This window comes from Paraburkholderia hiiakae (genome assembly GCF_904848665.1).
GTDB classification, from domain to species: Bacteria; Pseudomonadota; Gammaproteobacteria; order Burkholderiales; family Burkholderiaceae; genus Paraburkholderia; species Paraburkholderia hiiakae.
The window spans coordinates 100,763-112,367 of the sequence record NZ_CAJHCQ010000014.1; the positions used below are offsets into that span (position 1 = coordinate 100,763).

Here is an 11,605-nt window from a genome sequence, read left to right on the forward strand (position 1 = left end):
TCCTCGAGGGGCACACTTCGTTTCCCTTCATATAACGCCCTCGTAGATGTAGGAGCCCCACTGATCCTTGAAAACGTCGAATGCGCTCCGGCGTCGCGGACCGTTCCGATTACGACGGCCAGTGCATATGTCTCCGCTGCGGCGACAACGAAAGCAATCCTGGATCGTTTAATCATCCCAGGCCGCCGCGTCGAGGGATTCCACCAATCCCGATCGGCACCTAGTGTCGGCCGGAGCAGTCTGATGATTAATGTAGGCATCAAGAATGGCCTGACCAGCTGGCCCCACCCTACCTAGCCACTCGCGCGCCCTAGCCCGACCTTCGTTCTGCAGCGTCGCGCGCAGATCTGCCGAAATCGGATCCTCGATGACCACGCCGTTATTCTTCATGTGCGCATAGTCGGTCACCATCCGTTCAGGAAGTGCCTGCCATTCCGCACTCTGCACACCACGAGCAGCAGCTGTGATTTGCCGCTGCCGCTGAGCCGACAGCACTTTGAAGCGACTCTCGCTCATCACAAGAAACGAAACCGGGAAGGCGTATCGAACTGCAGCGAAATTCGGAAGTATGCCGGCGAGGGTGTCACCGACCGATCCATCCCCGGAAGACAGCACTGCATTGATACCACCCTCGCCGACTAACGACTTGACCTGCTCCATAGGCAAACTGGCCGCCTGTGCACCCACGTTGCCCAGCACGGTCGCCGACGTCTCGTCATAGGTACGAACTTTCAGATGCGTGATATCGCTCGCGCTCTTGAGAGGCGTGAGCGACCAGAGACCCGTGGGCGGCCAGGGCGACACCACCAGCAAATGCAAACCGGCTTTCGCAAGCGCGCGACGATAGGCTGGCTCCGCAATGCACGTCAATGTTTTCGCGTCCGCTTCGCTACGCGCCAGAAATGGCAACGTTGACAGTTCGAACAGCGGATCGAGCGTGGCCAGATTGCCACCGAAGATGTCCGCTGCGTCGACACCGCCCGCTCGTACGTCGTCGACCAGCTGTGCCGCGCGCCTGCTCGTCCGATACTGGATCTGCGGCGCTATGTAACCTTGCGTTTCCTTTGCGACGTGTTCGGCGAACGAGCGAAGACCGTGGCCTGATACGGTGTCCTCAGGGTATGACGTGACCATCGACCAGTACACGTGCTTATCTCCGAGAGCTGCGCGTGACTCACCAGCGACCAGCAGGCACGCTACCGTGAAGCAAACGGATCGAGCGAGAATCGTAGCTTTCATCGTCAGGAATAGAAGGAGCGGCTCGCAAACTTGAAGTCAATTTAGCCGACAAGCCTGCGTAAATTCCACTTTCTATTTTCTATTCCCAACGTCTGAAAAATATGATAGCCCTATATGCGCGACCAATTGTTTAGTTAATCAATCCGCATTTAAAGGCAAGTGCTACGGCTTCCTTGATGTGAGAGACACCCATTTTTCGAGTAATTCTTGGGTATACGACCTGCCTGACGTGGCGCGCACGCATATCCAGTGCGGTAGCGATCGTCTCTGCAGAGCTGTCCTTCCAATGCAATAGGGCACGCAAAACGGTCAACTCCTCACCAACGAGCTGAAACTGTGCTGCAAACTCGCGCAGCTGATTCAGCCGCCAGTCCGACAGGGCACCAGCGGCGCTACGCCACCTGTTCTGATTACGCGAAAGGATCCCATCGCCATCCGCGCTGTTCGCCCCGACAGCTGCCTGCAGAATTGTTAATGTCGATCTCGCGGGCTCGTGCACTGGACACGTGAGCATGCTGTACAAACCATGGCCCTGCGCTTCCTGAAGTAACCAGTGTTCTGTCACTCCGTTTTGAAGATCAGATGTCGTTACCGGAGATGCGTTTCGCTTCGCATATTCGAGCAGTGGGTCATTCATGTAGCCCGATCGATAGATGTACTTCTGCATCCAGGCAGGATCGCATCCGACGAGATACCGATGCTCCGCCCTGTCGCCACGACTATCGAAATCGATCCAGGTGATGCAGTATTGTTCGGCACCAAGCGAACTGGAAAGGTCATCCAGCAGCGCTGCCAGATCGTATTCATTGGTGCAGGCAGAAATGCTTTCCAGCACATCGTCGACGCTCACGGATCGAATGCGCCGTGTCGGGCGCTTCCTCCCATTGAGCGTCTGTAGGCACGCACTCTTGATCGCATCGTAGGCCGGCGCGAGAATGTCGCCCCACGGGTCAGCGCCCGAAAATTCCTGTAGCGCCCGCTCGCCGCGCAGCGGTAGAAGTAGCGTAAGACTCACATCATCCGGACGGGAGATCACCCGCTCGAGGATCAAGCGTCCCTCGCCATAATCCCGCAGTCGCAAAATGACGCTATCCGACCCGCCCCTCTCACGTCGTTGATACACGACGTTCGCGCGAGCATTGGGCAACTTTTCGACCACCGAGCCGAACATTACTGACCTACCTTAAGTTCAGTGATCGGCGCCGGACGACCACAAAGGTATCCCTGAAGTGACACGTCCTTGAAGCGCGATAACCATGCCGCCTGCTCCCGGGTCTCGACACCTTCAACCACCAGTGATAGCCCGACGTCCCGTGCAAGCCGAACAAGATTTTCAACCAGGGCTGTGGCCATCTTCTGATCCGGCGCTGCCTCGGTGAATTGCCGGTCGACCTTGATACCGTCGACAGTTTGCGAGGTCAAATGCGAAAGCGATGATTGACCGGTGCCAAAATCATCCAGCACAACCTTCACGCCCAGTCGGCGAATATCTTGAAGCCGTGATCGCAGTTCGCGGCTTCCGGAAAGCACCGCCGTTTCGGTTATCTCGAGCTGCAGTAGATCGGGATCCATCAGATTTTCGTTAAGGCATTCCTTGATGGTATGCGCCAACCCTCCCCTGGCGAGTTGCACTGGCGACACATTGACTGACAGAAAGAGCCGGTTGACGCTCGCTTCCTGCCAGGCCTGGAACTCGCGGCACGCCTGCCGCAAGACGTATTCACCAAGCTGCACTATCAGACTGGAGGACTCCGCGAGCGGGATGAACTGGTCAGGCTTCAATACGCCCTTCTGCGGATGCCTCCATCGGACAAGCGCCTCGACGCCGCGTAGCGTACCTTCGACGCTAACAATCGGTTGATAGAGCACAAAAAATTCACGATTGATGATTGCGTATTGCAACGCTTGCTGTCGCTCGATCAGCGATAGCGCGCGATCAGAAAGGTCACGGGTATAGATATGAAACCGACTTTCCTCGCCCGGGCGACCACGTTCTTTGGCCGCATACATCGCCAAGTCTGCTTTCGACAGTAGTCCAAACTCGCTGTCATCCGGATCGGTATGCAAGGCAATGCCGATGCTGACGTTGACGGTGTAGTCCTGCCCACGCATGACGAATACACGTTTGAACGCTTGAATGATATCGACAGCTGTCCGTTCGGCGTGCACGAGTGCGTGCTCACCTCGCAGGACGTACGCGAACTCGTCGCCACCTATCCGCGCCAGCAAATCTTCTGAAGCCGCACACTCTTGAAGACGAAAGGCAACGTTACGCAACAGGTCGTCCCCACCCTTATGTCCCAACGTATCGTTGATGGCCTTGAAGTTATCCAGGTCGACGTACAGGAGCCCTACCATGCCTGGTTCTTCATTGCGCATCCATCGGCGCGCCGTTTGCAGCATGAGGTGCCGATTCGGCAGCCCAGTTAGTGAGTCCGTCTCGGCCAGTTTCCGAAATCGACGGGTCACTACCACCTGCCAAGCAGCAGCAGCCAAAAGCGACAGGCTCAAAAAGGAGGCGATCACACAGTAGAGCACCTTGGCTCGGCGATACGGAGCCAGTGCGTCTTCGGCCGAAACGCCCGCGACTACTGAGACGGGATACCCAGACAGATGGCGATATGAAACTACACGCTGAACGCCATCCACGGGATCCTTAACAACCTTTCCCTTCGCTCCGGTCATTGCCGAATAGACCGAGGCGGGCGGCCCATTGGGCGACGCGGGCTCCCCACCGGCCAGTCGCGATAGCAAATAGCCGTTGTCGGACAGCACAGCCAGCATCCCGTGGAGGCCAAGGCCATCAAGGTTGTAGAACCCGTCAGTCAGAAAATTTGGATCTTCTGAGACAACGACCACCCCTGCGAATGAACCGTCAAGATGATTGAGTCGGCGGGTGAACTGAAGGGTCCAGTGTGACGAAACGCGTCCGAGCACTGGCTGGCTGATGTACAGCCCGATGTTCCCTTTCTCATGAACCCGGAAGTGCAGCCGATCTGATAGGTTCACGGCGCGCGCGTCCGGCGTCGTTGTTTGCACAACCTGTCCGGCCGCGTCGACGATCGTTACCTGTAACGCCGTATCGGCAGAGACAAGCCCTCGCTGCTTGTAGTCGGAGAGCGAAAATGTCGCCGGCGAGCGCTCGTACTCATACTTGACCCACTGCACGACTACGTCGGCGTCGTGAACAGTTTTTGCAATGTGCGCCGCGAAGGCGCTGGCCAGCTGTGAACTCGCGACGGCCGCGGCAATACGGGCCTGCTCACCTTCGTCGTGAATACGTTGAACCGTAACTGCCCAGATCGTCGCAATTAACACCAGCGCGACAAGTGGGAACGTGAGAGTGCGGTCCGCGTAGGCGCTCAACACTTCGGCCATACGACCAGGAGCCAAGGCAGCTCTCTGCGATTTCGACAAGGCCATCGCTGGTTCCCCCAAGACTTCAACGACACGAATAGTCTGAGGAAGAACCTGTTCAAATCGTGGAACGGTTACAAACTGTTTCTCATTATGTGAAATGGATATCAAGTGCTCCCGCGGTCTTCCACTCCGCCGGCAAGCCGGCTGGACCGTTGACGACGGAGCGCGCTGGCCAATGTTCCGCTGCCGAAGTGGGTCATGTGATGGCCGCGGCAAGTTCGGCCGTCCCGTCGGCAGTTCCCGCAGACCGACAGCCAGTGATCATGCACCACACACATGGTCTCGCGGAAACGCTACAAATTACGTTCTTTTTGCTACAACGCGCAGGTGAATGGGGACAAAAGCGCTGTCACTCACCAGGCAGGGGGCGAAATGGCGATCGGGCCACACGCCGACACCCTGTTTTCGTGAAACATTCCGCGAGGATCACTGCGCAAGCCTTGCCAGGCAACGAGTTTCGCCGACACAGCATGCGCCATGAAATGTTTCACGGCGACGACAGATTGGGCCTATTATCGCCTGAAGGTTCCCTAGTTTTCTTGAGCCCTCATCGCGATCGGGTTTCGCAAGGTGCCGCCTAGCGCGGAGCTCAACAACCGCTTTTTGCGGTTCATCGCGGATTACCGGCGAACGCAGCCCAAGTTGGAAGGAGTCCTGAATGATGCTTGATGCGAACAGGACGATCCTGACGGTGCGAAACAACCGGATATCAATCGAGGGCCCCTCTATACGAACCACCCTAGATATAGATGACGACTTGCTCGCCCTCGCGCGCGTCAACCGCGAGCACGTGTCGATCGGCCGCGTCATCTCGCAGCTCGCCCGAACGGCGCTGCAGCGCCCCTCAGTCGCAACCACCACGTGCAACGGCCTGCCGGTAGTGCGAAATGCGCACACCACCGGTACCGTCCCCGAACTCAGCAACCAGATGCGCGACAAGGCGCCCGGGTGACGTATCTGCTTGATATCAACGTACTGATCGCGCCGCTCGACGCCGGTCACGTACAGCACGAGGCTGCCCACGAATGGTTCGGTCGGGTCGGCCACTCGGCGTGGGCAACCTGCCCGTTGACCGAAAACGGCGTGGTGCGCGTCATCAGGCAACCCGCACTACCCGAACACAATGGAGACGCCGGCCCCGGTCGCCCCACCCGTCGGAAAGCTGCGCGCATCCTGGCCACATCTTTTTGTCCGACGACCTAAGCCTGCTCGATCGGGGACACGTCGACGCGAGCCGCCTCGCGACCGACCAGGTGACCGACACGTATCTGCTCGCGCTCGCGCGCCTGAATGGGGTGCCCTGGCCAGCTTCGGTCGCCGGCTGATGGTCGATACGTGCCGGACGGTGCGCGCCACCTCGAAGTCATTAGCTGATGCCGGCGCGGAGGCTTGATGAAACGATATGTCCTGCTTCACGCCAAACAATCACTTCCCGGCCGACACAACGATTCGCACCCGCACCCGCACGCCGCGGGCACGACAGTACTGCGGCATCTCGGCCGCACGGACCGCTGGCTGCGCGCAGCCGTCCCCGCGCAAAACAGGTTGCTAACGACTTGCAGATCGCCCCCACGGCTCACGGTAAATGCCGGCACCTCCTTCTCCGGTCAGTTTCAACGACATCATGCAAAGTTGCCGGTGCGCTGACCCGGCAGGTCTCTGATATGCAAGCCAGACGCTCGACGGGCCCGCATGGCGTCGCGGACGACGTGCCGGCGAGGGCAGCAGCGGCGCTTTGTATTAGCTTTTGGCGGACGGCGATGTACTAGGCGGGCGCCTACCGACCGACCTCAAGTGCGGCATCAAGTCAGGATGACGGGATTAACTGGAGGCCATGGATATTGGCGTTTCGAGTTACTTGGCGGGTTCTTCCGCCACACGGTCCATTCGACGGAATATCTCCCAGACCGTCAGGCCTGGTTTCAGCCTGTTCTCACTCAGGCAACACCTAACCTGCAGGCGCCGTATGCACAGGTCGCCATAGTGTCGGTACTACTGACACATCACGACGTCGCCCGAGCCGTGGCGCTATTCGGAGGTTCAGCGCGTCAGTAATACTGACACCTCGGCGTCCACTCGAGGCATAACGTGCAATGCGGGGCAAGCCGCAACGAAGGGTCGAAGTGTCGGTACTACTGACACAGCACGACGTCGCCCAAGTCGTGGCGCTATATGGGGGGTGCAGCGCATCGAAGCCTCGCGGCGCGGGCACGCGCTCTCCGAGCGCTGCCTGCAACTTCCCGTATTGCGGACACTTTAGTTCTAGTGTTACGGGCGCCCCGCTTTGGGGACGAAAAATCTATGGTCAGCCTGATTTTTGCAAGCAAGGTGGTGTGGGCATAAATTGGACGTGCGCAAATCTATCCGGGGTCGTTGTCGGAACAGATTCCCGCCCCATGATGAGAGCCGCGCCGGGCAACCCTCAAAAAAACCTCAGCGTCTAACGCTCTTTTACGTCTCAGGATGTTTGCCCGGCCGTTGAGTCGTTTATGTCTTCACGTATCTCGCGTCGCAAAACCAGGAGGTGACTGGGTAAAACCGGAACTAGGCGGCGCAGAGCGTCAGGCTGCGGCAACAGCCTGTTCGCCTTGGTAGCGCGTCCCTCTGGCGAGGATGGCCCAGGCGATCCTCGCCAATTTATTGGCCAGTGCGCAGGCCACGACGTTGCCATGCCGCCGGCTCAACAGGCTGCGGACCCACACCCCCAACCGGTCGCTGCGCCGCTCGACGTGTTGCATGATGGTACGCGCGCACTGCACCAGCAAACGTCTCAGATTCTTGTCTCCCCGCTTGCTGATTCCCAGTAACGTTGGCTTGCCGCCGGTACTGTATTGGCGTGGAACCAACCCGATCGACGCCGCAAACTGGCGCGCTGACGCGAACTGCCGGGTATCGCCCAATTCAGTTGTGAGTACGCTGGCCGTGATTGGGCCGATGCCCGGAATCTCCAGCAGTCGCTGGCTGCGCTCGTCCTCCCGGAGTTGCAGCTGCAACTCGCGTTCCAGCTGATCAATCTGTTCATCCAGGTACTTGAAGTGGGCATGCAGCCGCTCGAGCAGCGCGACCAGCCGTGGCGGCAACTCGTGTTTGGCGAGCACCGCCGGCAGCCGGCGGATGACGGCAGCCCCTTTGGGAAGGCTCACGCCGAACTCCAGCAGAAACGCATGGATCTGGTTGACCGTGCCGGTGCGGTCGCGCACCAACCCCTCGCGCACGCGGTGCAGCGCCGAGAGGGTCTGCTGTGTCTCGTTGTGCGCACTGACGAAACGCATGCTCGGACGCGATGCCGCCTCGCAGATCGCCTGGGCATCGGCGAAGTCGTTCTTGTTGCCGGTCAGGAAGGGTTTGACGAACTGGGGAGAAATCAGCTTGGCTTCATGCCCGAAAGACTGAATCCGTCGTGCAACCCAGTGTGCTCCGGCGCACGCCTCCATCACGACCGTGCAGCGGGGGCTGTTACCCAGCAACGTCAGCATCTGGCCGCGCGTGAGCTTCTTGCGGAACACCAATCGGCCCGACGCATCCTGCGCGTGCAGATGGAAGCAATGCTTGCCAAGATCGATTCCGATCAATGACACAGTGTCCATGACGATCTCCCAAAAAGGAAACAGCCCGATCAGCGTAAGCTGATCGGGCTGTTTCGGTCAGGCTGACCATCCCATTAAAACCCGCAAAATTGCGGGCTTCTGTCCAATAAGTTCGATTACTGCTGCGCGCTTGGTTCTTCCCTGTACAGCTCGCTGATAAGTTGCCGGATTCGAGCCTCTTGAGCTTCGCTAAGCGACCCGGTCTTGATTTTGACGGTGAACGAGTTCACGTCCTTCGTAATGCTCCCGGCCTGCTCCTTTCCCGAAAAGAACTTCGCGATGCTCCGCTCGCGGGCCGCCGCTCTCGAACCCTGACGGGTGGCCTGCGCTACGATCGCGGCAGCATATCGTCCCTGGAGAATTTCTCCTTTGACAACGTCCGACCACAAATCCTTTGCCGCAGCCAAACCGGCAGCGCCATGCTTCTTGATAGCCGACACAATTTCTTCTGCAGCGTTGCACCCAAGCAGCGCGGGCTGCAAGTCCAATTGCTCCTTAATGAAATCAGGCAGCTTGTCGAACGCCAAAAACTGATAAAGCCCAGTGCGAGACATACCGAGGGACTCAGCGAGCCGCTTTCGATTCGGAAACTCTGCTTCCGCACGACGCAGCGAAATCGCAATTTCATAGTCGGCTAGGTTGGATCGCCCGATGTTCTCTACCAACGCGAGAACAACCATATCCTCATCGGAGCACTCGACTATGACGGCCTTGATTTGCTCCATGCCCAAGATTTTGTGCGCACGCAATCGCCGCTCACCAGCAACCAGCTGATAGCCGGACTCAACGCGCCGCACCGCCACCGGCTGAACCAACCCCTTTTCGCGAATAGACTCGGCAAGATCCGAAAGCTCGGCCTCGACGAAAATCCGCCGCGGTTGCCATGGATTCGGCACAACCTCCGCAACGGGAATCGTTGCCTGCCCACCACTCGCTTCCAACTCTTGAATTTTGAGTTGTGCGGCTGCCAAGGCCCCTGCCATCCCTGGTCCTGTCTTCGGCTTCTCAACCACGGGCTTAGTCGCGTCCATCTCATCATCAGAGATTGAGGACGTCTTCCGTAGGTTGGCGGTTTGTAGCGCCATACGGTCACGAATACTGCTCATTGCGCGAGACTCCATTCGTCGACGTACATGTTGTCAATCCACCTGCAGTATTCAACCAGCGGTTGGCGCACACGCTGCACCGTCTTTGAGACCCCGTCGGATTTGCTGAGGTCAAACACTGTCGAAAGCGCAAGCGCGCCGTTGCTCATCACCGAACTCGCCGGAATCTCGGTCGTGGTCAGCCAGTCTTCATAGGCGCGTTGTGTCCACGAGCGAACGATGGGTGCTGACGACGTCGGGCTTGTATCGACCTTCGACAAAATGACGGAGATGAAATCGTAGACCTTGTCTGACTCCTTCTCCATGAAGTTCGCGGCAATATCTGAAAACAGCCCCCAGAACGATACCGAGCTGATGAAGTCCAGGCTCTCCGGCACCAAAGGCATCACCATCGAATCAGCCGCCATCAACGCGTTCAATGTGAGGTAGGAGAGGGAGGGCGCTGTGTCCAGAATGATGTAGTCGTACTTCTTCCGCAGCGGCTCTAGGCCTTTCCGCAGGATTGCCCAAAACTGATAGCTCGGCCGAGTCTTAAGCATCGAGGGGATGAAGAACTCAGCACTGAACAGCGATGGATGCGCGGGAATTACATCCAAGCCGTCCCAATAAGTTTCCTTGATGGCAGATTCCAGTCCGCCTTCCATCTCCTCGTTATAGATAAAAGGCAGAACGGTCGAGTCCTCGTCGACCTCGTTCTCGGCATAGAGTCCACAGAGTTCGGACAGGGAGGCCTGCGGGTCCAAGTCAACCACGAGCACTTTCCGTCCGCGCAACGACAACCCTTGCGAGATGCACATCGTCGTCGTGGTCTTCGTCGACCCACCCTTGAAGTTGGCAACCAGAAGAATCTTGCCGTCGGCATCGCGACCAGTCACGAGCGGCGACTGATAGATTTCCGACAACTGTTGTACGTAGGTACGCGCCTCGGCCAAGGTGAACAGGCGGCTACGGCCCGTGCCGTGCGCAACGCCCGGCGGCAACGCGCTTCCTTCCCGTGTCGCTTGGTAGTGAAGCTTAGTTCGGTCCAGGCCGCACAGGTCTGCCACTTCGGCAGTCGTAAAGTTTGGCGGCGCCTTTCGCGGCCTCGGCGTGAGAATCTGCTCGCGCAGCTCAGCCGTCAGCCCGTCCAGTTTTTTCGCAAATTTGGCGATCCTCGCGAGGGGAACCTTGCGTGTGATAGCGGGAAATTCGGCTTTAGACATAGTTTTTACACTTTCACCGGAAATCGGGACGAAGCGTAGAATACTCGAAAACTTTAAAAAAATCGCTCTCAAATAAGCCAGTTTCTTAAATTTTCCTCCTAACCCCTTGGAAAACAACACAAAACGATCGAACGACACAGGGAAAGGGCCAGAGCTAGAGGCTCGTCCGAAAGCATTTCGCAATTTCATGGTGAGAGAAATTGTTGAAATGCGCTGAAGGAGGCGGTGGCGGAGGCGGTGAACGAAGGTGAGAAGAATTGTTGAAATCTGCCTATTGATGTGCCTTTCCTCGTACTTTCAACAATTTCTCTCACCGTCCAATCGCAGGCACATCGCCTTGGCGCACAACGCGAAGCACCTTTGCCCCGGAGAGTTCCTGCGCAGCCTGGTCGCAAGTCTCCCGGCAGCCGATAACACAAGCGTTGCACCGGCTTTGACCGCGGGGACGACTGCAACTTGCCTACAAAAATGCTCACCATCATCAACCGACTATCGACTTATGCACAGATGCCCTGACCGCAACCTGCCGCGCGGCGAGCCTTGGTACTGTTCATGCCGGTAAACCGAGCAGCCCAACTGCGCCGCGCCACAAAAGCACTCACCATGCTTCAACAAAACGACTCACCCATTTAGAGCGATTTCCCGCGCAGGACCCCGCCTGGTAAGGCTTTCTGCAATCGTGTGCAACATTCAACAAAAATGCTCACCGTCAATCCGAGGCCACAGAATCGCTCACCTGGCGCTGGTAAACTTCTCACGCACGCAATGGATTTCTCCTCACTTTCGGCCCACAAAAGTTCTCACCTCAAGCACAAAATTGCTCACCTACATGGGAATAACCCATTGTTTTTACGAATCTTTGTTTTTCCCTGTTGTTAGTCCGTTGGTTTTTGCTTTTTAAAAGATTTTGAAAAACATACAACCGTCTCCCCGCACCCTCCGCCTCTCGAAAGCACAAAGGTGAGCAAATTTGTTGAACGGACATATGCCTACAGGAAGGTGATCGAAATTGTTGAAATGAACCCCGTCATGGTGAGTCTTTTTGTTTTGA

8 protein-coding genes are annotated in these 11,605 nt (G+C 57.6%); 2 read left to right on the forward strand and 6 right to left on the reverse strand.

Annotated features, from left to right (window positions below; genetic code table 11):
- Window positions 1-168: 168 nt before the first annotated feature.
- The 3 genes from dctP to JMY28_RS24810 all read right to left on the reverse strand — a co-directional run bounded on the left by dctP (window position 169) and on the right by JMY28_RS24810 (window position 4,662).
- Entirely contained in the window at window positions 169-1,146 is a 978-nt protein-coding gene (gene dctP / locus JMY28_RS24800; protein ID WP_201698530.1) for a TRAP transporter substrate-binding protein DctP, read from the reverse strand.
- Between the two features lie 223 nt (window positions 1,147-1,369).
- Window positions 1,370-2,410 (reverse strand): helix-turn-helix transcriptional regulator, encoded by a 1,041-nt coding sequence (locus JMY28_RS24805; protein ID WP_201698531.1) that lies wholly within the window; start codon window positions 2,408-2,410, stop codon window positions 1,370-1,372.
- Window positions 2,410-4,662, reverse strand: coding sequence for a bifunctional diguanylate cyclase/phosphodiesterase (locus JMY28_RS24810; protein ID WP_201698532.1), 2,253 nt, complete (start codon window positions 4,660-4,662; stop codon window positions 2,410-2,412). The genes JMY28_RS24805 and JMY28_RS24810 overlap by 1 nt, the downstream gene beginning before the upstream one ends.
- Window positions 4,663-5,317: 655 nt before the next feature.
- On the opposite strand from JMY28_RS24810, the gene JMY28_RS24815 reads away from it, so the two are divergent.
- Complete coding sequence (locus JMY28_RS24815; protein WP_236597026.1) at window positions 5,318-5,611, forward strand: CopG family transcriptional regulator; 294 nt, start codon at window positions 5,318-5,320, stop codon at window positions 5,609-5,611.
- Between the two features lie 235 nt (window positions 5,612-5,846).
- Entirely contained in the window at window positions 5,847-5,984 is a 138-nt protein-coding gene (locus JMY28_RS39020; RefSeq protein WP_236597027.1) for a hypothetical protein, read from the forward strand.
- Window positions 5,985-7,220: 1,236 nt separating this feature from the next.
- On the opposite strand, the gene JMY28_RS24825 is transcribed toward JMY28_RS39020, so the two are convergent.
- The 3 genes from JMY28_RS24825 to JMY28_RS24835 form a co-directional block, all read right to left on the reverse strand.
- Window positions 7,221-8,246 (reverse strand): IS110 family RNA-guided transposase, encoded by a 1,026-nt coding sequence (locus JMY28_RS24825; protein ID WP_201698533.1) that lies wholly within the window; start codon window positions 8,244-8,246, stop codon window positions 7,221-7,223.
- Between the two features lie 116 nt (window positions 8,247-8,362).
- The gene (locus JMY28_RS24830) at window positions 8,363-9,352 is read right to left on the reverse strand and encodes a ParB/RepB/Spo0J family partition protein (protein WP_201698534.1); all 990 of its coding nucleotides are present in this window, start codon (window positions 9,350-9,352) and stop codon (window positions 8,363-8,365) included.
- Window positions 9,349-10,554: a ParA family protein gene (locus JMY28_RS24835; RefSeq protein ID WP_201698535.1), complete on the reverse strand. Its 1,206-nt coding sequence runs from the start codon at window positions 10,552-10,554 to the stop codon at window positions 9,349-9,351. Before JMY28_RS24835 ends, JMY28_RS24830 begins: the two co-directional genes overlap by 4 nt.
- Window positions 10,555-11,605 lie beyond the last annotated feature (1,051 nt).

What these genes read in the sequence shown, in the direction of transcription:
- JMY28_RS24805 (WP_201698531.1), bottom strand. Translation starts at nt 2,410, where the DNA reads ATGTTCGGCTCGGTGGTCGAAAAGTTGCCCAATGCTCGCGCGAACGTC.
- JMY28_RS24810 (WP_201698532.1), bottom strand. Translation starts at nt 4,662, where the DNA reads ATGGCCTTGTCGAAATCGCAGAGAGCTGCCTTGGCTCCTGGTCGTATG.
- JMY28_RS24815 (WP_236597026.1), top strand. Translation starts at nt 5,318, where the DNA reads ATGATGCTTGATGCGAACAGGACGATCCTGACGGTGCGAAACAACCGG.
- JMY28_RS24825 (WP_201698533.1), bottom strand. Translation starts at nt 8,246, where the DNA reads ATGGACACTGTGTCATTGATCGGAATCGATCTTGGCAAGCATTGCTTC.
- JMY28_RS24830 (WP_201698534.1), bottom strand. Translation starts at nt 9,352, where the DNA reads ATGAGCAGTATTCGTGACCGTATGGCGCTACAAACCGCCAACCTACGG.
- JMY28_RS24835 (WP_201698535.1), bottom strand. Translation starts at nt 10,554, where the DNA reads ATGTCTAAAGCCGAATTTCCCGCTATCACACGCAAGGTTCCCCTCGCG.